We start from the raw sequence: 23,695 nt of genomic DNA on the forward strand, positions 1-23,695 counted from the left end.
ATTGAGTAACCCTATTTATGATCACTTGGCGCTGGCTTCTTGACCAAGCTCGACCCCATCGCACTCGGCTTATTTGGGCCAATGTGGTAGCCATTGCGGCCACCTTGGTCAGTGTGCCTATTCCGTTACTCATGCCATTATTGGTCGATGAGGTATTGCTAGACAAGCCAGACTGGGGGCTTGCGGTACTCAACACCCTGCTCCCAACGAGCTGGCAGCATGCGGCCGTCTATATCGCCGCTGTGTTGGTGATTGTCGTGTTAATGCGTGTGATTAGCCAGGGACTCAATATTTTACAAAGCCGCCAGTTCACGCTCGTCGGCAAAGCGATTACCTACAAGATTCGCCAACACTTGATCGCCAAGCTCGGGCGGATCAGTATGCGTGAATACGAATTACGCGGGAGTGGCGGCCTTACCTCTCACCTTGTCACCGATGTCGAAACCATCGATAAGTTTATTGGTACGACACTAAGCAAGTTTATTATTGGTCTGTTGACGGTGACTGGCACCGCGGTTGTCCTACTTTGGATTGATTGGCGACTCGGCCTGTTCATCTTGCTAATTAATCCCATTGTCGTGGCATTAAGCCGCACCCTTGGCCAACGGGTTAAGCATCTTAAAACAGAAGAAAACCAATCTTTTGAGCGTTTCCAGCAACGTCTCGTGGATACGTTAGACGGCTTGTATCAACTTCGTGCCGCCAATCGAGAGCGTGAATATTTACGTCAACTTGACCACAGTGCCAGTGAGATTAAAGACAGTGCTGACAAGTATGCCTGGCAGTCAGAAGCCGCAGGACGTTTATCATTTTTGATGTTCTTGATCGGTTTTGAGCTGTTTCGCGCCGTGGCCATGGGCATGGTCTTTTTCAGCGATTTGTCGATTGGTCTGATGTTTGCGGTGTTTGGCTATTTGTGGTTTATGCTCGGCCCGGTCCAAGAGCTGCTCGGGATCCAATTTGCTTGGTACAGTGCTAAAGCCGCAATGACACGTATTAATGAGGTTTTACAACTGGCCGAAGAGCCGCGTCGACCCGCGGGCATTGATCCCAGTCGTATCGCCACCCACGCACAGGGCTCGGGCTTAACGGTCGAAATTGATAACCTATGCTTCTCTTACGATGAGGATAAATCGGTACTCAATGGTTTAAGCATGGATATCCCTGCCGGCCAGCGTGTCGCATTAGTCGGTGCCAGTGGCGGCGGAAAATCAACCCTCATTCAGTTGCTGTTAGGATTGTATCCGGTAGAACAAGGGGATATACGCTTTAACGGCCACTCGATTAATCATGTCGACATGGATGCCCTCCGTCATCAAATTGCCGTGGTATTGCAACAGCCTGTGCTGTTTAATGATACGTTGAGAAATAACTTATGCTTGGGGCGTCATCTCGCTGACACCGCGCTTTGGCAAGCTATAGAGCACGCCCAATTGGGGGATGTGGTGACACAGCTCACCGACGGACTCGATACACCGCTTGGACGCCAAGGGATCCGTTTATCTGGCGGTCAGCGACAACGCGTGGCGATTGCACGCATGCTACTGAGTGACCCTAAACTGGTTATCTTGGATGAAGCCACGTCAGCGCTAGATACGGCCACTGAGCGCGCGCTGCACCAAGCAATGCAAACATTTTTGGCGGGACGGACAACCCTTATCGTTGCTCACCGTCTCTCGGCAGTTAAAGAAGCCGATCTGATTTATGTGTTGGATGAAGGACAAGTGACCCAGCAAGGCACGCACACAGAGCTTGTTAATGCGCCCGGTGTCTATCAAACCTTGTATGGGCCAATACAACAGGCGGCGGGAAAGTAGACCATGACACAATCACCAGACAAACCGTGGGCGACGTCTCCACCTTTAACGAGGTGTTCGGGGTGCGATCTGGTGTTACAACCGTGCCAAACAGGCTCCGCTCACCTAGCGATCTGTCCACGCTGCGCCACCAAGCTCGCACACGGACGGCGGCTATCTTTTAATGGGGAAATAGCCTTAGCGCTGACGATTTTGGTGCTGTTTCTGCCCGCTCACCTTCTGCCACTCCTTTCCATCGATTTACTGGGAAAAACCATCACCACGTCCGTGCTTACCGGTGCCGAAATACTTTGGTCTTCATTTCCATTTGTCGCCAGCCTCGTCATATTCTGTGCGTCATTCGCACCGCTTTTATTTACCTGTGCCTTATTGGTGCTGCACCTCTCTCGACGCCGACAATCTATCCGATGGTTTCGTCCAGCGGTGCGCGTGATTGCGCACAGCCGCCACTGGGTGATGGCGGATGTTTTAATGGTTAGCTTAGCCATCGCCTGTTTTAAAATCCAAGATTACGCCACCCTGCACTTTTCCGCAGGGCTTGCCTGCTATGCGACGATACAAATCTTGCTATCGGTTTTACTGGTGCGGGTCAACACACAAAGATATTGGGACGCGTTTGCACAGCCAACGCCGCTGGCCAATGATGCGCCACTGGTGCGCTGCGACCACTGTGGGCTGACTCAAACCGTCAAGCAAGACACTCGATGCCACCGATGCCACCAAGTGCTTCATCCTCGTCTGATACGCAGCGAACAAAAAACCTGGGCCTGTTTGATCACCGCTACCATTTTTCTGTTTCCGGCCAACCTGTTCCCAATCTCCATTTTGTTCTCCAACGGCATTCGACTTGAAGACACCATTTTTTCTGGGGTCGCGAGTCTGATTAATAATGGGATGCCAGGCATCGCTGCGATCATTTTTACTGCCAGTATCGTCGTGCCTGTTGCAAAGATACTAGGGCTAAGTTTGATATTAATAAGCTTACGGTGCACTACCGCCATCACACCACGTCAACATATGTGGCTATACCGAGGCGTGAAATGGATTGGAAAGTGGTCGATGATGGATTTATTCGTGATTGCGTTTATGGTCGCCTTAGTCGATCGTGGTCGCATTATGGACTTTATGCCTGGACCGGGTGCCATTGCATTCGGCTTGGTCGTGGTATTAACCATGCTTGCCACTGAATTTCTGGATACGCGTTTGATATGGGATCATCATGAGCGACAAACAAGACATACCCTCACCGATCGTTAAAAGCAGCTATGGCTTGTCTCCTCTATGGATACTGCCTGTATTAGCCTTATTGATGGCCGCTTGGCTGCTATTTCAATCCATCAGTGAAGCGGGGCAGCGGATCCAAATTGTGTTTAGCGATGCGCAAGGATTAGAAGCTGGCCAAACCACGATCCGTTACCAAGGATTAGAAGTGGGGAAGGTGCGCAATATTACACTCGCGGATGACTTGGACGGCATTTATGTTGATGCCAATATCTATCCAGAAGCAACACAACTGCTCACCAGTGGCACCGAGTTCTGGCTGGTGAAGCCACGCGCCTCGATCACTGGCATCAGCGGCCTCGAAACCTTGGTCTCAGGCAACTATATTGCTTTACAACCGGGTAGCGGCGACCCCAGCCTATCCTTTGTTGCGCGTGACGAACCACCGACAGACATCGCCGAAAAAGCTGGCACAACGGTCAAGCTACACGCACCGACATTAGGATCACTCAATGTCGGTTCGCCGATTTACTATCGGAAAATTCGTGTCGGCGAAATCTACAGTTACCGGCTCGATCAAGATGCGCAAGGGGTGACGCTGTCCGCGTTAATTGAGCCGCCATTCTCGCATTTACTCAAACAAGACTCACGCTTTTGGTCCATCAGTGGTGTAACAGCCAATGTTGATGTGTCTGGTGTTGACGTGCAGCTCGAGAGTGTGGCGAGCTTGATTGCCGGTGGCATTGCATTCGACTCCCCGAAAACAAGCCCAACACTTGAAGAAGGTCGCCCTTTCCAGCTTTATCAAAGCCTTTCACAGGCTGCACGCGGTCAATCAATACAAATAGCGCTCCCTGAACAACATGGACTGCCCGGCGCGGGAACGAAGATCACCTATCAAGGGTTAGAAATCGGTGAAATTACCCATATTGACATCGAAGCACAGCAACAGCAGCCTGTCGCGACCGCGCACATTGACCCCAGCATGACCTGGCTTCTCAACCAAGACACCTATTTTCAGATAGAACAGCCACAAATTGGTTTTGATGGACTAAAGAACCTGGGGAATTTAGTCCTCGGCAACTACTTGGCGATCCAGCCTGGTTCGGCAGATGCTGATCCCGCGATGCCTGACGATATCTTTACTGCCCGCACTTGGCACCAACAGCAAAAGCAACTGGCCAATGCCCTCACGGTCACCTTAACCGCAGACGATGCCTACGGCTTAACTCCCCACACCAAAGTATTACATCGTGGCATTCAAGTGGGTTTTATCGACCGTGTCGGGCTTAACGAAAGTGACAGTGTCACTTTGAAGCTGCTCATTTACCCAGAATACCGCCATTTGGTGAAGCAACAATCGCAGTTTTTTATTCTCGGTGGGATCACTGGCGAGTTCAGTGGTGATGGTCTCAATGTGGTCGTACCGGCGATGGAGCAAATTGCCGATCCGGCTTTAAGCTTTACCAGTGAGGGGGCAAAAGGCGTTAAGAAGACGTATCCACTCTACACCTCCCCTATCCAAGCGAAGCACGCCAAGCAAGATGCCCGCGGTGAAACACGCTTTACCTTAGTGGCGAGTCGTATGCCCGGTGTGAGCGAAGGCAGCCCGGTGATGTACCGTAACTTTGTGGTCGGCCACGTCGAAGGGTATCAGCTGAACGGCAACAGTGTGTCTATCGCCATCGCGGTGAATAATCGCTATAAGCATCTGATTAATCCGCAAACCGTATTTTGGAATCAATCTGGGCTGGATATCAAAGCTAACCTCAGCGGCGTCGAAATTAATACAGGCTCGTTGCAGTCACTGGTTAACGGCGGTATCGCGTTCGGCACCATGCCTGGCATCAGTAATCAACGAAACGGCGATTGGAAGCTTTATCCCTCAAAGCAAGACGCCGCCCAATACGGTGTTGATATCAGGCTAACGGTTGACCAGGCCAACGGGGTGAAAGTGGGCAGTGCTATCCGCTATCAAGGGGTCGATGTTGGCGAAGTGATCACCTTAAGCCCCAACTTCGACCAAGATAACGTGACCATTCAGGCTCGCCTCTATCCGGAATACAAAACCGCGCTTGCGCGAAGCGGCAGCTATTTTTGGCTGACTCAACCTGTCCTCAGCCTCACTAAAACAGAGAACTTGGACTCGTTATTTGGCACCTATATCTCCGTGGTGCCCGGAGACGGCGACTTCACCCAACAATTCACCCTCCATGACTCGCCCAAATATCCAAAAGGGCTGACACTCATCCTGGAGAGTGACGCTCGCCACTCTATCGCCCCTGGCACACCCGTGTTACATCGCGATATAGAAGTGGGTATCGTCTCTAGCGTTAAATTAGGCGAGCTATCTGACCGAGTCATTTTCGAGCTACAAGTCGCGCCACAGTATGCGCACCTGGTTCGTAAAAACACGGTATTTTGGAACGAGTCCGGGGTCGATGTATCCATCGGCCTGACAGGGGCGGATCTAAAAAGTGGCACGATTGATAGTTTGCTGAAAGGCGGTATTGCTTTCTCAACCCCAGACGATCAACCTTTGCAGCCGGTGGCCAATAATCATCGCCATTTCTTGTTGCACAGTGAGAGCAAAAAAGTATGGCGAGAATGGCGAACCGCTATTCCAACACCATAAACGCCCGTACAAAGTGACCATCGATAGGCGCTTTAACAGCAAATCAGGGACCTTGCCTTACTCGCTAGGCCCCTGATAATACTTTTTATTCCACAAAGTCGTGTCACAAACTGGCAAGCCGTTATTGATAGACTACACTTTAGTAATCACAACCTAAATATTGGCATATGGCTCTTTGAGCCTTTTCCCTGAACCCGGAACAGGACGTTCCGGGTATTTTTTTACGCTTATAAAGTGACACCGTCACTTGTTCAGGTAAATCCCGTCCGCTTCGATACGAATTTTACGTTGCTTGTAAAGTCCGCCCAACGTCTTTTTAAACGTGGCCTTGCTGGTACGAAAGAGAGAAAAAATAGCGTCCGGCGAGCTCTTATCATTGAGTGGTAAAAAGCCCCCTTTGCTCTCAAGCACCTTCATCACTTTGTCACTCAGGTCATCAACCCGCGCCTTGCCGTGCTTTTGTAGGGCAAGATCGATTTTGCCGTCCTCACGCACGGTTTTTACAAAGGCACTGAGCTTTTTACCGATAAACAGCTTCCCGAACGCTTCAGCGCGATAAATAAGCCCCCAGTACTGATTATTCACCACACACTTAAAGCCGAGATCAGTGATATCTGTAATGATGACCGACACTTTGTCACCCCCTTTTAAACGCGGCTTTTCGTCGCTGATAAACTTGTTGAATTTGCGGCTAGCGACGATACGGCCCGAGGCTTTATCCGTGTATACGCGAACCACATAAGGCTTACCCTCTTCCATGCGCGTACGTTGCTCGCTAAAGGGCACTAATAAGTCTTTGCTTAACCCCCAGTCGACAAACGCCCCGACCGAATTCACGCCAACACAGCGCAACGATGCAAACTCGCCCACTTGCACATACGGCGTTTCAGTGGTGGCAATAATGTCATCTTCGGAGTCAAAATAGATGAACACATTAAGCTCGTCGCCGACATGGGTATCCTCAGGGACGTACCGAGTTGGCAGCAAAATATTACCGAACTCATCACCATCAAGAAACACGCCGAAGTCTGCCTGCTTCACTACCGTCAATGTGTTGTATTGGCCTAGTTTAATCATTGTCTCAGTGCTGTAAAAAATAATGCCTGTGAGTATACGCAATTTGTCCTTCAGATGTGGAAGAAATGCGTTGTGGGTGAGGAAAAAAACACCAAACCATGCCAGCTAATATCCCTACATTCTATCTCTTGTTAGCCACCGCTAAGCTGTTAGGCTTACACCATAAAACCAAGGGGGAAGATATGGCAGTATTTGATGGTGAACACATTCGGTTTAGCTTTAGCCAGCTAGGCAGTGCTTTTGGCAATGCAGTGAAACCCACTCCCCTCGACAATGGCCGGCTTCTAACATACAACGCCGCACTGGCTGATGAGCTTGGATTAACGACGGCAGACATTCACAGTGAAAGCTTTCGAGCGATTCTGTCTGCGGAGGCGCCGCTTGCGGGCCGCCAACCCTTTGCAATGAAATACACAGGGCACCAATTTGGTCAATATAACCCTGAACTCGGTGATGGCCGTGGGGTGTTATTGGGGGAGTGGCGTGATGATAAAGGCACACTCTGGGATTGGCATTTGAAAGGGGCGGGAAAAACTCCCTATAGCCGCCACGGCGATGGTCGAGCGGTATTGCGTTCGACACTCCGTGAGTATCTCGCTAGCGCCGCCATGAGGGGGCTCAACATCCCCACCACACAAGCATTAGCCATGGCCACCAGCGATACCCCGGTGATGCGCGAACGTATCGAGACCGCCGCAACGCTGCTTCGCGTTACCGAGAGCCACGTGCGTTTTGGCCATTTTGAGTACTTATTTTACAGCCGACAGCACGATGCGCTGCGCACTCTCGCTGATTATGTCATTGCACGCCACTTCCCTGAGCTTGCCGAGGCCGAGACGCCCTATGCCGCATTGCTACAGGAAATTGTCGAACGCACGGCAGAAATGATTGCCCAGTGGCAGGCAGTCGGCTTTAATCACGGGGTGATGAATACCGACAATATGTCGATTTTAGGCCAGACCTTCGACTATGGCCCCTATGCTTTTTTGGATGATTTCAATCCGAGTAATATTTGTAACCACACTGATTACACCGGGCGATATGCCTTTAATCAGCAACCGGCTATTGCGCTATGGAACCTCTCTGCGCTTGGCTACGCCTTTACGCCGCTGCTTGAAAGTGACGTGATTAACGACATTCTCGGCGGTTACGAGCATCATCTCCAAGTTGCTTATAGTCAGGTAATGCGCAATAAACTCGGGATCTCCGATGCCCAGAAAGGAGACAGTGAGTTGTTCAATGCCCTCTTTTCGTTGCTCGAGTCTCAACGTGTCGATTATACCCTGTTCTTTCATAGGCTCAGCCACATCACACAAGATGCGTTATTAAGCACAAAGACACTCAGCCAGTTTAACGACCTCGTAGCAGATGCTGACACATTAACGGCTTGGTTAAGCGAGTACCACCAACGGGTAGCGGCGCATGACGACAACACTCGCCTCACTTGCATGCGGGCCACCAACCCCAAATTTGTTTTACGTAATTATTTGGCCCAACAAGCAATCGAGGCGGCAGAACAAGGCGACATGCAGCCGACGCACGATTTAATGCGTGTTCTGGCTGACCCCTTTCGATCACACAGCGGCCTCGACCATCTTTCCAAACGCCCCAATGATGATGAGAAAGATTTGACGCTAAGCTGCTCATCCTAAAACATTGTGCGCCTCCGCCATTTATTTGGCCGAGGCGCACGCTGCCCAGCCAAGAGGGCATTCTAATAAGAAAAACCCAACAGATGTCACATTGATGCTTTCATGGGCGGCGTTTTTTGCTATCTTACTGGCTTCGCAACAGAATAAGATGTGAGGAAGGCTGTCCTCTATGCCCCTGAAAACCGATGAGCTTCGAACACGCGTGGTCGATACCATGCCCACGCCCGCAGAGGTGGAAGCTGCCCACCCCATCAGCGACAGTGTTGCTCACCATATCACCGCCGCTCGACAGGCGATCAGTCGCATTCTAAATGGCGACGATCAGCGGCTTCTCGTGATTGTTGGGCCCTGCTCCGTCCATGATCCCGATGCGGCCCGTGATTATGCGGAAAAACTTAAAACCCTGGCGGACAAATACACCGATCAATTATTGGTGGTGATGCGCACCTATTTTGAGAAACCACGTACTGTGGTTGGTTGGAAAGGTCTCATCAATGACCCGCACCTTGACGGTAGCGGAGACATACGTGCAGGGCTATTCACCGCACGAGAGCTACTGTTAGATATCAACAAAATGGGTCTCCCGACCGCCACTGAATTCCTAGACATGATCACGGGTCAGTACATTGCCGACTTGATCAGCTGGGGCGCGATTGGTGCCCGTACCACGGAGTCACAAATCCATCGCGAGATGGCCTCTGCGCTATCGAGCCCGGTAGGATTTAAAAATGGCACTGACGGTAACATCCGTATTGCGGTCGATGCCATTCGCGCAAGCAGAGAGTCACACCTTTTCTGCTCGCCCGATAAAAATGGCAGCATGACCATTTATCGCACCGCAGGCAACCCAGATGGGCATGTCATTTTGCGAGGCGGTCATCAACCGAACTATGGCGCCGACGATGTGAAAGCCGCTGCGCAAACGCTGAGCGATTTCAAATTGCCTCGCAAGCTTGTGATAGACTTCAGCCACGGTAACTGCCAAAAACAGCATCGCCGCCAACTGGATGTGTGTGCCGATGTGGCTGAACAGATCCGTCATGGCGAACAAGCGATTGCTGGCATCATGGCTGAGAGCTTCTTACAAGAAGGTAATCAAGCCATGGGTAACGTCCAATCACGTGTTTATGGCCAGTCGATCACTGACCCCTGTCTGGGTTGGGCCGATACCGAGCGCTTGCTTGCACAACTGGCTGATGCCGTCGCGGCGCGCAACAACTCATAATGACTGACGATTTATCGGCGTGACTGACTCATGCCCCAAGGCGTGACTGACTCATGCCCCAAGGCGTGACTGACTCATGCCCCAATTAGGAAAAGACTATGCCTTCATTTGATATTGTCTCTGAAATTGACAACGTTGAGCTAAAAAACGCAGTGGATAATGCCAACCGAGAGCTTGCAACTCGCTTCGACTTTCGGGGTGTCGAGGCCAGCTTCGAACTTGATAAAGAAACCGTGAAAGTAACAGCTGAAGCAGATTTTCAGGTTAACCAAATGATGGACATGTTACGCAGTAACCTCGCCAAGCGTGGCGTTGACGCACGCGCAATGGAAACCCAAGACATGGTCCACTCTGGCAAAACCTTTTATCAACAAGTGAAGTTTAAAAACGGTATTGAAACGCCTGTCGCCAAGAAGATCACCAAAGCGATTAAAGATGCCAAGATGAAAGTGCAAACCCAGATTCAAGGCGAGCAAGTCCGTGTCACCGGCAAAAAGCGTGATGATCTACAGGCCGTGATTCAATTAATCAAGGAAAGTGACTTTGAGCAGCCTTTCCAATTTGAAAACTTTCGCGACTAACCTAAAGCCCTTTTATCGATACAATAAAAAAACGGGCCTATTAGACTTAGGCCCGTTTTATCCGGCGGTACGTGTATCGCTAAGCGCTTTTTCGTGACAACACTCGCGCTGCGTTACTTGTACTTGCTTTTGATGGCCTCAAGCGTGCCATCTGCGGTCGCTTGGTCAATGCCCGCTTGTAGCTTTTCAATATAGCTGTCTGGCGTGTTGTTACTAAAGCTATAGTAGAGCTGAGACTCATCCAAGACATGAACCACTTCAAACTGGCTGGTATCAATATTGTTTTGGCTCATAATAAAGGCACTGACGTTTTCCTCGTAAGCCCACATATCGACACGGCCCGCCGCCAATTGTTTGGCGAGTAAATCCGCTTTTGGCGACAAGCGCAGCGCGTCTTCATCGACCCCCATTGAGCGTAACAAGTGCTCGCCGACGTCATCGCGTACAACGCCTACTTTATAATTGGCAAAGTCACTCGCATTGTCGATAGTGATCCCTTTGCTTTTAGGCGCCCAGACCACAATTTTAGTGTCTGTAATCGGCCCAACCCATTTAAATTTATCTTCCCGTTCATCCGTCCGTGTGGTTGAAAACAGTACCGTATTGGGCTCAGACAGTGTCGTGGCATAACCACGGGCCCATGGCTGAATTTTCACTTGATCTCGGCTCACCGGATCGCCCGCTGCTTCTGTCGCAGCTTCGAGAAAATCAACCGCAATCCCCTTTAATTCACCGCGCTCTTCATAGTTGAACGGCGGATACACCTCAGTGATGTAATCCAGTTCGCCTAAGTTTGCAGCGACTGTGGTGGTTGAAAAAACCAGCAAGCTGGCGGCAATGAGTGACTTCATTGGACTACCTCTTTTAACCTTCCATTAAACATGCCTAGCCAACATTATTATTATTAGCTCGTACCAATAGGGTAAGTGGCACCCAACAAGGCATGACCTTATCGCGATTCACTTACTACTTTTAGTGTAGTCAGCTTCCATATCCCGTGCGCAGTTTTGCTAGAGGTTGTGATCTAACTTCCGTTTTTTCTATACACAAGCGTTTGAATAAAAAGACAAAAAAGAGCCCTTCAGCGCTGATTACGAATTTAAACGCGCCCTCGTATGCCTCTGCCAAACCCGCACAATCAAGTAAAAAAGTTGAATTAGGTCACCATTCATGCCTAAACTTTGTCCCCAATTACAGCGTAGTTATGGGTTATCGCAGACCAACGCCGTTAAAGCGTTTCGCAAGGGATCATTTTTGCCACGAAGGCACCAGATAACGCCCAATACTCATCATCGACCTAATTAAAAGACAATATCGAGTCTGATCATTCATGAATAACCAAAAACGTCCTCTCTATATTCCCTATGCGGGACCGGCCTTGCTAGAAACACCATTGTTGAATAAAGGCAGCGCATTCAGCGTCGAAGAGCGTAAGTTTTTCAACCTCGAAGGCTTGCTGCCTGACGCCATCGAAACAATCGAAGAACAGACGGAGCGCGCTTATCAGCAATATCAACGTTTCGAGAACGATATCGACAAGCATATTTATCTACGCAACATCCAAGATACCAACGAAACGCTTTTTTACCGGTTGGTTTCCAATCACATCACCGAGATGATGCCTATCATCTATACCCCGACAGTAGGGGCAGCCTGTGAGAACTTCTCCAATATCTATCGTCGAGGCCGCGGGCTTTTCATTTCCTATCCTAACCGTGATCGCATTGATGATGTGCTCAACAACGCATCACGTCACAACGTCAAAGTGATTGTGGTCACCGATGGGGAGCGTATCCTAGGCTTGGGCGATCAAGGCATTGGCGGCATGGGCATCCCGATTGGTAAGTTATCGCTTTACACGGCTTGTGGCGGGATTAGTCCAGCCTACACACTCCCGATCGTGCTGGATGTCGGTACCAACAACCCACAACGTCTTTCCGATCCCATGTACATGGGCTGGCGTCACACCCGTATAAGTGGACAAGAGTACGATGCCTTTATTGAAGAGTTTATCCAAGCGGTGCAGCGTCGCTGGCCAGATGCCTTGATTCAATTTGAGGACTTTGCGCAAAAAAATGCTATGCCGATCCTGGAGCGCTATAAGGATCGCGTCTGCTGCTTTAATGACGATATTCAAGGCACCGCCGCGGTAACGGTTGGCTCCTTGATTGCGGCGTGTAAGGCGGCAGGTACCAAGCTCTCCGAACAACGCATCACATTTTTGGGCGCGGGATCAGCGGGCTGTGGTATTGCCGAAGCGATCATCGCGCAAATGGTCTCTGAAGGGATTTCCGACCAAGAAGCCCGCGCACGTGTCTACATGGTCGATCGCTGGGGACTGTTAATCGATGCCATGCCTAACTTACTCGACTTTCAGCAACGACTGGTGCAAAAGAGCGAGGCGCTCAGCCACTGGCAGTTAGAAGACAGTAACATTTCATTGCTCGATGTCGTGCGTAATGCGAAACCGACCGTGTTGGTCGGTGTCTCTGGCGCACCTGGATTATTTACCGAAGACGTGGTGAAAGAAATGTATGCCAATTGCCCACGTCCTATTGTTTTCCCTCTCTCTAACCCGACCAGCCGTGTAGAGGCGACGCCCTTTGATATTCTGCGCTGGACAGAGGGCCAAGCACTGGTTGCCACCGGCAGCCCGTTCGAGCCTGTCCGTTTAGACAATGGCAAGACCTTTCCTATTGCACAATGTAATAATAGCTACATTTTCCCAGGCATCGGGCTGGGCGTGTTAGCCGTCGCCGCCTCCCGGGTGACAGATGGCATGCTGATGGCCTCGTCACGTGCTTTAGCTGAGTGCTCGCCGTTAGCCAAGCGTGGCACAGGCGCCCTACTACCGTCGTTAGAAGATATCACTCAGGTATCAAAACGCATCGCGTTTGCGGTAGCAAAAGAAGCGATCACTGAGGGGGTGGCATCAGAACTGTCTGACGAGGCGCTTAAAAAGCGTATTGAAGAGAGCTTTTGGTCACCGCAATATCGTGCTTATAAACGGACCTCTTTTTAACGCGAACCTAACAGAAAAAAGCGTCTACTCAGGCGCTTTTTTTGCTACTATTCCATCTACTTGCCCGCACACGTAACCCCGAGTGCGGCTTAATGCTCGCAAAGGTAATAAACGCACCATGGCTCTCCAGCGCCTTTTTCGTCAGGCGATTTTCACATTGATTGGGTTTACTGTGGTCACCGCTATCGTGATGGCTGCCAGTGATATCGCGATCACAGTTAACGCCAAAGGCCGGGTTTATCAACACGCTGAGACGCTACCCGCTCGGCAAGTCGGCTTGGTTTTGGGAACCAGCAAGTACATTGGTAAAACCCCCAACCCCTATTACACCTACCGGATTGAAGCGGCGGAGTCGTTATACCATGCAGGTAAGATTCAGCACCTTTTGCTCAGTGGCGACAACGCGCACCGCTCGTATAATGAGCCCTGGACGATGAAGCGAGATTTACGTCAAGCAGGGATCCCAGAAGAGACAATTCACCTAGACTATGCTGGCTTTCGAACGCTGGACTCTGTTGTCCGTGCGAAAACCGTTTTCAGTTTGGCGCGCTACACCGTGATCAGCCAACAGTTTCATTGCGAGCGTGCGTTGTTTCTCGCCGATGTAAACAATATTGATGCTATTTGTTACGCCGTACCGAGTCCGCAAGGCTGGGCAGGGGTCAAAATTCGCGCTAGGGAAGTATTAGCGAGAACCAAAGCGGTACTTGATAGCTTTATTCTCAACGTCAAACCTAAGTTTACCGGCCCCAAAGAGCCAATCAGTGGCGTCTCAACGTCGAAGGACTAACCCCAGTATCGACCAGTGCCGACCCAATCACAATTTTCACATTACTTTAATCATTTGTTTAAAAACCTGCCTGCAATCGATTAACACACTGACTATTTAGGCGTATATTAGCCGTCGCTTGACGGCCAACTGCCACCCAAATGGCAGCAACCCTGTCCCTATCAAGCACCTAAAAACTCAAAGTAAAACATTATAAAAACACTCAATAACGTTTAAGAAAAGGACGCCCTATGGATGTGCAAACCCTTTCCTCCCGTGCGCCGGGGCTGGATAGAAAAGCGTGGATCTTGTTTGCTGACATTGCCCTGTTTTTCATCTTGTATAACACTCTGCCGTTTGAAACAGATGTCACAACCGGCCTGAGCCTACTGATATTCATTGCCGTGCTATGGCTGACTGAAGCGATTCATGTCAGCATCACCGCGATCCTGGTGCCCATTATGGCCGTCGCGCTTGGCGTGTTTGAAACACCCGCGGCGATGTCAAATTTTGCTAATCCCATCATTTTTCTCTTTCTCGGTGGCTTTGCCTTGGCAGCCGCGCTGCAGGCCCAAGGCCTCGATCAAGCCATCGCCAATAAAGTGCTCACGATTGCGCAGGGCAAAATGTCAGTGGCCGTGATGATGCTGTTTGGGGTCACCGCCGCCCTTTCCATGTGGATCAGTAACACCGCGACCACCGCCATGATGCTGCCATTGGTGTTAGGCATTTTACACAAGGTGAACAATCAAAAAGATCATGGCACTTATGTGTTTGTGCTCTTGGGTATTGCCTATTGCGCGAGCATCGGCGGCATAGCAACCATTGTCGGTAGTCCCCCTAATGCGATTGCAGCGGCTGAAGCCGGGCTTAGCTTCGCAGATTGGATGAAACTAGGCCTGCCTGTCACTCTGATATTGCTCCCCGTCGCGGTTATCGTCTTGTATGCACTTACCAAGCCGAACCTTAACCACCGTTTTGAAGCGGATCAGCGTGACTTCACCTGGAGCACACCTCGCGTGATCACGCTTGTGATTTTCGCACTGACCGTCAACGCTTGGATTTTCAGTAAACCATTGAATGCTATGCTCGGTGGCCTGAGCAAATTTGACACCATTGTGGCGTTATCCGCGATTGTCTTGCTGGGAGCGACGCGGGTTGTAAAATGGAAAGAAGTCGAAAAAACCGCTGATTGGGGCGTACTGTTACTCTTCGGCGGCGGAATTTGCTTGAGCAATGTGCTCAAAGCAACCGGTACGAGTTTGTTTCTCGCCAACCACCTGAGCAATGCACTGACAGGATCTGGGCTGTTTTTCACCATGCTAGGCGTGGTGGCATTCGTGATCTTCTTGACTGAGTTTGCGAGCAATACCGCCAGCGCCGCATTATTGGTACCGGTTTTTGCCACCATCGCCGAAGCATTGGGCGTGTCGCCAGTCGCACTTTCTGCGCTGATCGCGATTGCCGCGTCGTGTGCCTTTATGCTGCCCGTTGCCACGCCACCAAACGCCATTGTGTTTGGCTCAGGGCATATAGAGCAACGTGATATGATGCGTGTTGGCTTATATCTCAACATCGTTTGTATTGCGGTCTTGGCGATTTTCACTCGCCTATTCTGGTAATCACTCTCCCACTACCTGGTGTTTGCGCCAGGTAGTGTTTTTCACGCCTTATCGACCATCAAAATTGTTTCATCCGAGTTTCAGGTTTACACTAGCGCCACGCTAAACAACCCGTAACTAACTATGGCATTTGCAGAAATTACAGGCTGGGGGAAGTGTCTTCCGCCCGCGGTGTTGAGCAATGACGATCTCAGCACAATTTTAGAGACCAATGATGAATGGATTCGCTCACGCACAGGCATTGAAGCACGCCGAGTGAGTCATGTCGAAACCTCTGAGCTCGCCACTGTTGCCGCCCAACGCGCGTTAGCGGCAGCAGGAATTGAAGCAAGCCAGCTCGATCTGTTGATTGTAGCGACCTGCTCACCAGATACCCTGATCCCTAATATTGCCTCCAAAGTGCAAGGCAACTTGGGGGCACTTCGTGCTGCGGCATTTGATATGAATGCTGCTTGTACCGGTTTTTTATACGGGTTAGAGACCGCAACCAAGATGCTCCAAGCTGGCCATTATCAGCATGCACTCATTATCGGCGCAGAGCATTTAACCTGGTATTTGGATTGGAGCAAACGCGATACCGCCGTGCTATTTGGTGATGGTGCCGGCGCCGTCGTGGTAAGCAAAAGCGAGCAGGAAGTGGGGTTACTTGATGCACAACTTGGTTGCGACCCAGCAGGCCGTGACGTGTTAGCGATCCCCGCTTTCGGGACGGCAATGGATCGCTTCGACCCGGATAATGGCTATTTTGCGTTTGATTTTATCGGCCGTGATATTTTTAAACGTGCGGTCAAAGGCATGGGATCAGCGGCAAATCAGGTATTAACACGGAATCAGCTCAACGCCGACGGTATTGATCTGGTCGTGCCGCATCAAGCCAACAAACGGATTATCGAAACCTTATGTGAGCACGCTGGCATCGAGTTAGACAAGGCGTTTATTAATATCCAGCGCTATGGCAATACCTCAGCAGCCACCATCCCTATCGCCTTGTGCGAAGCGGTTGAGCAAGGGGCCGTTAAGCCACATAGCCAGCTGCTCACCGCGGCATTTGGCGCTGGCCTGACATGGGGCGCAGGATTAATCCGTTGGGGCGAGCGTACAACACCGATCGCCGAGTCTGATGCGGCGTTACCGCCAACGGACAAAACGGCACTTGAGTTACTCGACAACGCCATCCGCCATTGTCAGCATAAAAAACCAGAATAAAATCGCTCACACAAAGCCGACGTTCGTCGGCTTTGTTATTGGCATCAGGTTAAATGCAAGAAGGCAGCGCCACGCACCCCTCCCGCATCACCGTGCTGCGCTTTCACAATATCAGGGGCGTTAGCCGCAGACAACAGATGTGCCGGTAAGCGCTCAGGCATCGCTTGATACAGCTCATCAAAGTTAGAGAGACCGCCACCAAGCACGACCATGTCTGGATCAAACGCGGTTAACACGCCTCCCAGTGCCATGGCTAATACATCAAAAAAGCAGTCAACAAATGCCACCGCATCCGGCTCACCTTGGCGATACTGTTCGATGATTTCGATCGCTGGCAACGGCTGATAAAAGTGAGCATAAAGCTGTTCAAACCCACGCCCAGATAAATAATTGTCCAGGCAGCCTTTATTGCCACAGCCACAGTCAAACATCGGCGGGTTATCACCCAACCGTAACCAGGCATCAATCGGCATACGCATGTGCCCGACTTCGCCCGCCATTTGGTTTTTACCATTAATGACCTTGCCATTAATCACTAATCCACCACCGAAGCCGGTGCCCAAAATTAACCCTAGAACGGTTTTTGCCGATTGCGCTTGCACATCCCATGCTTCCGACAACGCAAAACAATTGGCGTCATTGCTAATCCGCACTTCTCGCCCCACACGTGCTTGTAAATCATCTCGCAAAGACTGTCCATTTGCCGCGGGAACATTGACCGTCAGCACCGTGCCATCTTCTGCTTGAGAGCCAGGGATACCAATACCAATGGTTCCTTTTTGCCCTAGCTCCGCATCATACTTTTCCACCAACCGCACTAATGTGTCGATTAAGGCAGGGTAATCTTGCGTTGGGGTTGGGTGACGCTCGGTCGCGACACGATTGAGTTGTTTATCGAAGGCACCAAATTCAATTTTCGTGCCGCCCACATCAAAGCCGTAATACATGGCTGAGCCACCTTAAATTGTCGTTATTTAACCAGATTATTCAGCAAATCAAGGCAAAAGTCCGTGATTTGCCCCAAGTTTCGTTGTTTTTCAACCAGACGTTTCACTCAGGTGTCGGAATTTTTCAGGTGTCGGCATTTTTCGCCAGCGTTTGGTCATCAAGCAAGCGTGTCAGCGCATTGTCTTCTGCAAGGTGTTGTTGTCGTTTGCCTGCTAAGTATCGCTCACGAAAGACATCGAACCATTGGTTTAAGTACTCTGCCGCCTTGCGCTCTTGATTCACGGCAAGCACTTCTGCAGCCACTTCTGCTGTTGCCAGTTGATTTTCACCGTGAGCATCGCGCACGCGATAACGAGATAATGCCTGAGGCTCGATACTTAAAACCGGAAAGTGATCAAGCCAAGGGCTTTTGCGAAAGATTTTTTTCGCCTCCCGCCAGGTGCCGTCAATGATGATAAATAGCGGCCGCTTCGCGTTGTCATGGAGACGTGCCGGTGAGGTCATGCGCGTCGGGGTCGTGTACTGAGCAGGAAAGACCACATACGGTTGAAAAGCTGAGCGGGATAACAACGCCAGCATGTCAGGATCAGGGTGCGTGCGAGACCAGATAAAGGCGTAGGTATCGGCCACGCAGTCAGCAATCAAACGTCCTGTGTTACTCGGTTTTAGTACCTCGTCGTCGTACATCAGTAACATGAACGCAGCATGGGTCTGGCGGGCGGCACGGTAATCACACACACAGAAATGACGAACTAACATACATGCTGAACAGCGGTCTACACCAGCGCCACGTGCGCGATAGGGACGCGTTGCACGTGCCAAACGGGCGGAGTAAAGCTGATGAATAGCGTGACGCGGAGCGGATGGGGACATGGTAAAATCTAAGGTTGTCAATGGGCCGTCTAGTATACCGACCTGAGCTTGGCTGTCAGTCTCGATCGCTCACAATCGTACAAGGGGTATACAGGCATTAGACGGTTACCGTCAGGGGGTCACTAGCGTAACTCGACCATGGCACCATCGAACAGGTTTTTCACCAGGGCAACGTACTCTTCGAGAAAGCCAACCTGCTCGGCGGTGACTGGTTGCTCCCAGCGACCCGCCAGCACTTCTTCCATATCTTCCACTACACGATCTGCCTCTCGCAATATGGTGAAGCGCAATGCAGACGAAAGCCCAGGATTTTGCTCGCAAATGGTCATAATGTTAGAGGCGACTAGATCGTGCACAATATCCGCAACGGTATCATCGCCAATGGCTTCACCCGGTTTTTCAAACACAGAGAGATTAAACGCAAAATGTTCGATCAGTGCTTGATACCCGTCTGAATCTACTACCATGATTACTTGTCCTTAGACTGTTCAACTATCGTTATTGTATCGTGCCCGTCGGCTATTTGCGCCTCTTGAAGGCGAAATTAGAAAGCGAGTCACGCTTCGCAGTGCTTAGCGTACTGTATACTATAAACTAACCATCGTACTATGACACGATGGCTGCTCTCACCGCCCCTCCCTTTCATTCTAGCTCGAGCAAGGAGAGAGCAGAGCGGCAAGGCCAAATCATACAAACGACTGACGCCAGTCTCTTTGCAGTATAGTCTGGCTTCACCGTGATGAAAGCAAACAACACAACGCGCAATTTAACACGGATCACGCCCAAATCAATCGTTGACAAGGATGTAGGAATCGTCATGAAGGTAAATCGCCCTCGCCCATTTGGTAAGAGTATCGTCAGCAAGATTGGGTTGATTATGACGTTCATCACCTTGATGGTGTTGGGCCTGTCAGTCTCGAGCTACATCATGCAAGATCGGGTTAACCGTGATGTCGGCCGCGCCACTCATCAAGAAATCCCGAGCGCGATCATCACCATGCGCATGCAACGGGCCGCCAGTGATATGAATGCCAGCATGCTCAAATATGTCATGGGCCGTCATGAATCGCTCGCCGTTTTTTTAGAAAGTCAGCAAGATTTTGAGCAATTACTGGCGCGCCTTCGTGAGGTAAAACCCGACGCAGAGCAGCGGCTTTCCTTGATCAGCCAGCTTTATGAGCGCTTCCAGCGTATCGCTCATCAAAAAGTCTTAACGGAGTTTGATCCCGTCGCTGAGCAATGGGCGCGTAAACAGGTGATGCGGCTATCCATTGATGTGGTTCGCCCTATCGATAACCTGATTGCCGAATTAAAGGCCTCACAAGCGTTGACACAGCCTGATAACCTTGCCGTGTTGCAATACCTTGATGAACTGGTGGATGAAAATGGCGATATGCTGACTGAGCTTAATCAGTATTTAGATGGGCGAAAAAGTAGCCGACAGCGCTTTATGGAGGATATGGCAACCTTTGAGCGCTATCTTTCCTTGACGCAGTTCGAGATCAATCACCCTGACTCACTCAACAAACTGTCGAGCATCCGCCACCATTTCACCAGTTTAAAGCGCAGTGGTATCGCTATTTTTAACAACTATCAACCCAGTGCCAAAGTCGCCGCCATGACCGCAGTGCGAACCTTGAGTGACCAAGAATACCAGGCGCTTGAGGATGCGCTCTCTACGTTCGCACAAGAGACAGGAAAAGTGGTAACTCGGTCTATGGTTGATTTACGTGCAATACTCCATTCCAATCAACTCAACCTCGGTTATTTACTGGTTTTTATCTTATTCGTCAGTGGCGCAATGTACTTTTATATCTATCGTACATTCACTTTGCCGATCGCACAGCTCGCCGACTCCATGCAGCGACTTGTGGCTGGCGACATGACGCCCCCGGCCCGCAATTTTCAAGATCGGACGGATGAAGTCGGCAAAATCGCTAATGGGTTAGTCATATTTCGCGCGCATATTATTTCTCGTAACCAAGCACGCGAACAGTTAATGGCCGAAAAAGAGCGCGCCGAAAGCGCATCACGTGCGAAAGCGCAATTTCTTGCGACCATGAGTCACGAAATCCGCACGCCAATGAATGGCGTGATTGGGATGCTCGATATGCTTCGTCGCTCGTCTTTAACGCCATCTCAATATAGCCTGACGAGTACGGTGCGTGAATCCGCCCTTTCTTTGCTCTCCATCATTAACGACATCCTCGACTTTTCTCGCACCGAGGCCGGAAAGCTGCAATTTGAACGCGTCACCTTTTCTTTGTCCGACACCGTAGAACAAGTGATGGACACCCTCAGCCATCAAGCCAACAAGCGAAAGGTGACACTGTCACTATTTATTAATCCTGACCTCCCCGAACAACTGGTGGGCGATCCCAACCGATTAAAACAGATACTGTATAATCTTGTTGGCAATGCGATTAAGTTCTCCGGCGGCCAGCATCGTCAACCCGGTTTTGTCGCTGTCAATATTGACGCGATGGATAACCAAGACGCGCAAAAAGCCCAGCTGGTGTTTACCATCACCGATAACGGCATCGGCATTGCGCCTGATAAAGTCGACACCATCTTTCAGCCATTCAGTCAGGCGGAGTCGTCGACCACCCGTGAGTTTGGTGGCTCTGGGCTTGGCTTAGCCATTTGTAAGAATATTATCGATCTCCTCGGCGGTGATATTGACATTGAGAGTGAGCAGGGAGTCGGCACACGGTTTACCGTGCGTATCGATTATACAGTGAACCCATTAGCAGAACCTGACGATTTACCGATTACTTGCGAGCAGGCGCAACAATTATCGGTTGAAGTGGATATTCCTCAAGACGCACTCAATCACGCAGTGTGCCGCTATCTGGCGCACTTGGGTATCGCTTATCACCATGGCTCAGCACCGTCTAAAGCAGAAAAGCAACCGACGAAGCACCGATTATTGATAACCACCCACACCGAGCCAAGCACATTAATCACTGAACGCGCTGTCGAGCATGTGATTGCCCTCAAACATACCTTATCGCTGGCAACCCACCCTGATAAACGCATTGTCGAGCTGTTTGCCTCGCCATTAACCTATCGTCGTCTGGTCCACGGTCTACGCGTCTGCCTTGGCCTTGAGAGCCCTGATATCAGTATGTTAGCGGAATCTGACGCAATGCTTCCTCTTCCCGACGAGGCAGACGCCAAAACATGCGAGCCGGAACGCACTCGTGGATGTATTTTAGTGGCAGAAGACAACCCCACTAACCAACAGGTGCTGACTCAGCAACTCCATTACCTCGGCTATGAGGTGGTGATGGCGGATGATGGTAACCAGGCACTCGCGGCATATCAGAACCATCAGGTAGATCTTGTCCTCACCGACTGCCATATGCCCAACAAGGATGGTTATGCGCTCACCGCCGCTTTACGCGAGATCCAAGGTGCATCCGGTTGGGTGCCTATTATCGCCATTACCGCCAATGCGCTCAGTGGTGAACAAGCGCGGTGTTTTGAGGCAGGCATGGACGATTACATTACCAAGCCCATTGAGCTGGATCCGCTTGACGAACGCTTAACCTATTGGATTAACCGTCCTCACACCACGACAAGGTCGACGCCCCCCCCTGTGACAGCCAGCGCCGAAGAGCCACATGTACTTGATCCAACGGTGGTTGAGCGCTTATATGGCGGGCAGCAACAGGCCTATCAAGATATTGTCGATGTTTTCCTTAAACGTAGCGTCCCTAGCCTACGCGCCCTCGCGCACTCGCAACCGCCTTTTGAACATTGGCAAGCATTAAAAGAGGCCGCACACAAACAAAAATCTGCCGCAGGCAGTATTGGTGCAACAGCCCTTCATCAAGCCTGCCTTGAGGCCGAGCAAGCCGCTAACCAGCAGCAAACAGAGGGACTCATTCAGGCACTAACTCGTATCAACACCGCACTGGATCAGTTGCTAGCGGTACTACCTCGCGCCTCTCAATGATCGAATAGGCGCAATCACAGACGGATGAATGTGATCCCTTATCCGGATATCCAGAAAATCGGTGTACAAATTGCGCAATCCAGTGCCACACTGACAGTAAGTGTTATCAACCATGACGGTAGTGAATAATGAGAAAAACCAAAGTAGTCACCTCCGAGGACATTCTGCTCAAACTGTGTCAGTCCGCCACGGCAGTATTAACCAAAGCGACTGACTCTCCCGTGCACCATGCTGCGATGGTACAAAAGATTGCCAAAACCAGTCTCAAGCCTGACCTCGGCTGTTTTGTACTGTTTGATGGTGGCTTCTCTGGGCTTGTTGTGATCAACTTTTCCTCCGCCGCGGCGTTAGAAATCTACCGCAATTACATGCAGCATATGGGGATCCCCGAAGAAGAGTTGGCCAGCTTACACACCGCAGATGAAGTGGGTGATGTGCTCGGTGAACTCATGAACCAGATTATTGGCGATTTCACCGGCAAGATTAAGCGCTCAATCCAAACCTCGATCACCCAAAACCAACCGAAGATGATGGCGGTTAACAAAAATCTTACCGTGTCAGTGGATAGCAACATCGACAAGCCACAGGCGCGCCGCGTGAGCTTTACCACTGAGCACAACAATATCTTCTATCTTGAGCTTGCCATGGAACGTACCGAATTTATCCAGCTTCAAGACTTTGAAGAAGGGGAAGAAGTTGATCCTGATTCCATTCTGGAAGCAGAAACGGTTCGCCAATTAGAAGAAAAATCTAACGACAAAAACGATAAAAAAGACAGCGGAAGCAACGACTTACTTGATGAGCTAGGGATTTAACGTCTCCCTCTTTTGACTTTCGCTAAGACAGAAACACGAGTGACTCGCGAGTTATCATAGCCTCTCGGCAACGATCCGAGTGGCTTGTGTTTTCTTTTCGTCCACTGACTTTTTTCTTGCTAATTATTAAGATAATTCAACGAGCGAAGCAATTCACAGTTATATGTGCCCAATGTGATTCGTTTCATATAAGTTAAAACCTTGATCGCACTTGATAGATATCGTGGCCGTCGTTCCCCCACCTCTCACCGTCATAACGCCTTATCACTAC

General features: G+C 50.4%; 17 protein-coding genes. 12 read left to right on the forward strand and 5 right to left on the reverse strand.

From position 1 onward, the window contains the following. The first annotated feature begins 17 nt into the window (after positions 1–17). The 3 genes from BGL48_RS09620 to BGL48_RS09630 are packed head-to-tail and all read left to right on the forward strand — an operon-like array spanning position 18 to position 5,673. Positions 18–1,817, forward strand: a complete 1,800-nt coding sequence (locus tag BGL48_RS09620) for an ABC transporter ATP-binding protein (protein ID WP_069362428.1) — start codon at positions 18–20, stop codon at positions 1,815–1,817. Positions 1,818–1,820: 3 nt separating this feature from the next. Then, on the forward strand, positions 1,821–3,074 hold the full coding sequence (locus tag BGL48_RS09625) for a paraquat-inducible protein A (RefSeq protein ID WP_069362429.1): 1,254 nt from the start codon (positions 1,821–1,823) through the stop codon (positions 3,072–3,074). Continuing rightward, positions 3,037–5,673, forward strand: a complete 2,637-nt coding sequence (locus tag BGL48_RS09630) for a PqiB family protein (protein WP_069362430.1) — start codon at positions 3,037–3,039, stop codon at positions 5,671–5,673. The genes BGL48_RS09625 and BGL48_RS09630 overlap by 38 nt, the downstream gene beginning before the upstream one ends. Before the next feature lie 243 nt (positions 5,674–5,916). On the opposite strand, the gene BGL48_RS09635 is transcribed toward BGL48_RS09630, so the two are convergent. After that, positions 5,917–6,750 carry a CvfB family protein gene (locus tag BGL48_RS09635; RefSeq protein ID WP_069362431.1) on the reverse strand — a complete coding sequence of 278 codons (834 nt, stop codon included), beginning with the start codon at positions 6,748–6,750 and terminating at the stop codon, positions 5,917–5,919. 182 nt (positions 6,751–6,932) lie between these two features. Here BGL48_RS09635 and BGL48_RS09640 point away from each other — a divergent pair, with 182 nt between their 5' ends. The 3 genes from BGL48_RS09640 (at position 6,933) to BGL48_RS09650 (ending at position 10,208) form a co-directional block, all read left to right on the forward strand. Then, positions 6,933–8,402 carry a protein adenylyltransferase SelO gene (locus tag BGL48_RS09640; protein ID WP_069362555.1) on the forward strand — a complete coding sequence of 490 codons (1,470 nt, stop codon included), beginning with the start codon at positions 6,933–6,935 and terminating at the stop codon, positions 8,400–8,402. Positions 8,403–8,571: 169 nt separating this feature from the next. Then, entirely contained in the window at positions 8,572–9,627 is a 1,056-nt protein-coding gene (locus BGL48_RS09645; protein WP_069362432.1) for a 3-deoxy-7-phosphoheptulonate synthase, read from the forward strand. 98 nt (positions 9,628–9,725) lie between these two features. Further along, positions 9,726–10,208 (forward strand): YajQ family cyclic di-GMP-binding protein, encoded by a 483-nt coding sequence (locus tag BGL48_RS09650; RefSeq protein ID WP_069362433.1) that lies wholly within the window; start codon positions 9,726–9,728, stop codon positions 10,206–10,208. Positions 10,209–10,321: 113 nt separating this feature from the next. Here the strand turns inward: BGL48_RS09650 and BGL48_RS09655 are convergent, their stop codons facing one another. After that, positions 10,322–11,059 carry a substrate-binding periplasmic protein gene (locus tag BGL48_RS09655; protein WP_069362434.1) on the reverse strand — a complete coding sequence of 246 codons (738 nt, stop codon included), beginning with the start codon at positions 11,057–11,059 and terminating at the stop codon, positions 10,322–10,324. 479 nt (positions 11,060–11,538) lie between these two features. On the opposite strand from BGL48_RS09655, the gene BGL48_RS09660 reads away from it, so the two are divergent. From BGL48_RS09660 to BGL48_RS09675, 4 genes are all read left to right on the forward strand, one after another. Further along, complete coding sequence (locus tag BGL48_RS09660; RefSeq protein ID WP_069362435.1) at positions 11,539–13,230, forward strand: NAD-dependent malic enzyme; 1,692 nt, start codon at positions 11,539–11,541, stop codon at positions 13,228–13,230. Positions 13,231–13,348: 118 nt separating this feature from the next. After that, positions 13,349–14,020 (forward strand): SanA/YdcF family protein, encoded by a 672-nt coding sequence (locus tag BGL48_RS09665; protein WP_069362436.1) that lies wholly within the window; start codon positions 13,349–13,351, stop codon positions 14,018–14,020. Positions 14,021–14,250: 230 nt separating this feature from the next. After that, entirely contained in the window at positions 14,251–15,621 is a 1,371-nt protein-coding gene (locus tag BGL48_RS09670) for an SLC13 family permease (protein ID WP_069362437.1), read from the forward strand. 123 nt (positions 15,622–15,744) lie between these two features. After that, positions 15,745–16,827, forward strand: coding sequence for a ketoacyl-ACP synthase III (locus tag BGL48_RS09675; protein WP_069362438.1), 1,083 nt, complete (start codon positions 15,745–15,747; stop codon positions 16,825–16,827). A gap of 44 nt (positions 16,828–16,871) precedes the next feature. Here the strand turns inward: BGL48_RS09675 and nagK are convergent, their stop codons facing one another. The 3 genes from nagK to BGL48_RS09690 all read right to left on the reverse strand — a co-directional run bounded on the left by nagK (position 16,872) and on the right by BGL48_RS09690 (position 19,115). After that, the gene (gene nagK, locus BGL48_RS09680; RefSeq protein WP_069362439.1) at positions 16,872–17,774 is read right to left on the reverse strand and encodes an N-acetylglucosamine kinase; all 903 of its coding nucleotides are present in this window, start codon (positions 17,772–17,774) and stop codon (positions 16,872–16,874) included. 124 nt (positions 17,775–17,898) lie between these two features. Continuing rightward, complete coding sequence (locus BGL48_RS09685) at positions 17,899–18,648, reverse strand: tRNA-uridine aminocarboxypropyltransferase (RefSeq protein ID WP_069362440.1); 750 nt, start codon at positions 18,646–18,648, stop codon at positions 17,899–17,901. 122 nt (positions 18,649–18,770) lie between these two features. Further along, on the reverse strand, positions 18,771–19,115 hold the full coding sequence (locus tag BGL48_RS09690; protein ID WP_069362441.1) for a DUF3802 family protein: 345 nt from the start codon (positions 19,113–19,115) through the stop codon (positions 18,771–18,773). A gap of 350 nt (positions 19,116–19,465) precedes the next feature. Between BGL48_RS09690 and BGL48_RS09695 the strand changes: the two genes are divergently transcribed. Both BGL48_RS09695 and BGL48_RS09700 read left to right on the forward strand, forming a co-directional pair. Further along, entirely contained in the window at positions 19,466–22,609 is a 3,144-nt protein-coding gene (locus BGL48_RS09695; RefSeq protein ID WP_069362442.1) for an ATP-binding protein, read from the forward strand. 128 nt (positions 22,610–22,737) lie between these two features. Further along, positions 22,738–23,424, forward strand: coding sequence for a DUF3334 family protein (locus BGL48_RS09700; protein WP_069362443.1), 687 nt, complete (start codon positions 22,738–22,740; stop codon positions 23,422–23,424). Positions 23,425–23,695: the final 271 nt, after the last annotated feature.

It is taken from the genome of Salinivibrio sp. SS3 (genome assembly GCF_001722105.1).
Lineage (GTDB): Bacteria > Pseudomonadota > Gammaproteobacteria > Enterobacterales > Vibrionaceae > Salinivibrio > Salinivibrio kushneri.

Excerpts from the sequence above, each read along its gene's own strand:
- BGL48_RS09620 (WP_069362428.1), top strand. The coding sequence starts at position 18 with ATGATCACTTGGCGCTGGCTTCTTGACCAAGCTCGACCCCATCGCACT.
- BGL48_RS09625 (WP_069362429.1), top strand. The coding sequence starts at position 1,821 with ATGACACAATCACCAGACAAACCGTGGGCGACGTCTCCACCTTTAACG.
- BGL48_RS09630 (WP_069362430.1), top strand. The coding sequence starts at position 3,037 with ATGAGCGACAAACAAGACATACCCTCACCGATCGTTAAAAGCAGCTAT.
- BGL48_RS09635 (WP_069362431.1), bottom strand. The coding sequence starts at position 6,750 with ATGATTAAACTAGGCCAATACAACACATTGACGGTAGTGAAGCAGGCA.
- BGL48_RS09640 (WP_069362555.1), top strand. The coding sequence starts at position 6,933 with ATGGCAGTATTTGATGGTGAACACATTCGGTTTAGCTTTAGCCAGCTA.
- BGL48_RS09645 (WP_069362432.1), top strand. The coding sequence starts at position 8,572 with ATGCCCCTGAAAACCGATGAGCTTCGAACACGCGTGGTCGATACCATG.
- BGL48_RS09650 (WP_069362433.1), top strand. The coding sequence starts at position 9,726 with ATGCCTTCATTTGATATTGTCTCTGAAATTGACAACGTTGAGCTAAAA.
- BGL48_RS09655 (WP_069362434.1), bottom strand. The coding sequence starts at position 11,059 with ATGAAGTCACTCATTGCCGCCAGCTTGCTGGTTTTTTCAACCACCACA.
- BGL48_RS09660 (WP_069362435.1), top strand. The coding sequence starts at position 11,539 with ATGAATAACCAAAAACGTCCTCTCTATATTCCCTATGCGGGACCGGCC.
- BGL48_RS09665 (WP_069362436.1), top strand. The coding sequence starts at position 13,349 with ATGGCTCTCCAGCGCCTTTTTCGTCAGGCGATTTTCACATTGATTGGG.
- BGL48_RS09670 (WP_069362437.1), top strand. The coding sequence starts at position 14,251 with ATGGATGTGCAAACCCTTTCCTCCCGTGCGCCGGGGCTGGATAGAAAA.
- BGL48_RS09675 (WP_069362438.1), top strand. The coding sequence starts at position 15,745 with ATGGCATTTGCAGAAATTACAGGCTGGGGGAAGTGTCTTCCGCCCGCG.
- nagK (WP_069362439.1), bottom strand. The coding sequence starts at position 17,774 with ATGTATTACGGCTTTGATGTGGGCGGCACGAAAATTGAATTTGGTGCC.
- BGL48_RS09685 (WP_069362440.1), bottom strand. The coding sequence starts at position 18,648 with ATGTCCCCATCCGCTCCGCGTCACGCTATTCATCAGCTTTACTCCGCC.
- BGL48_RS09690 (WP_069362441.1), bottom strand. The coding sequence starts at position 19,115 with ATGGTAGTAGATTCAGACGGGTATCAAGCACTGATCGAACATTTTGCG.
- BGL48_RS09695 (WP_069362442.1), top strand. The coding sequence starts at position 19,466 with ATGAAGGTAAATCGCCCTCGCCCATTTGGTAAGAGTATCGTCAGCAAG.
- BGL48_RS09700 (WP_069362443.1), top strand. The coding sequence starts at position 22,738 with ATGAGAAAAACCAAAGTAGTCACCTCCGAGGACATTCTGCTCAAACTG.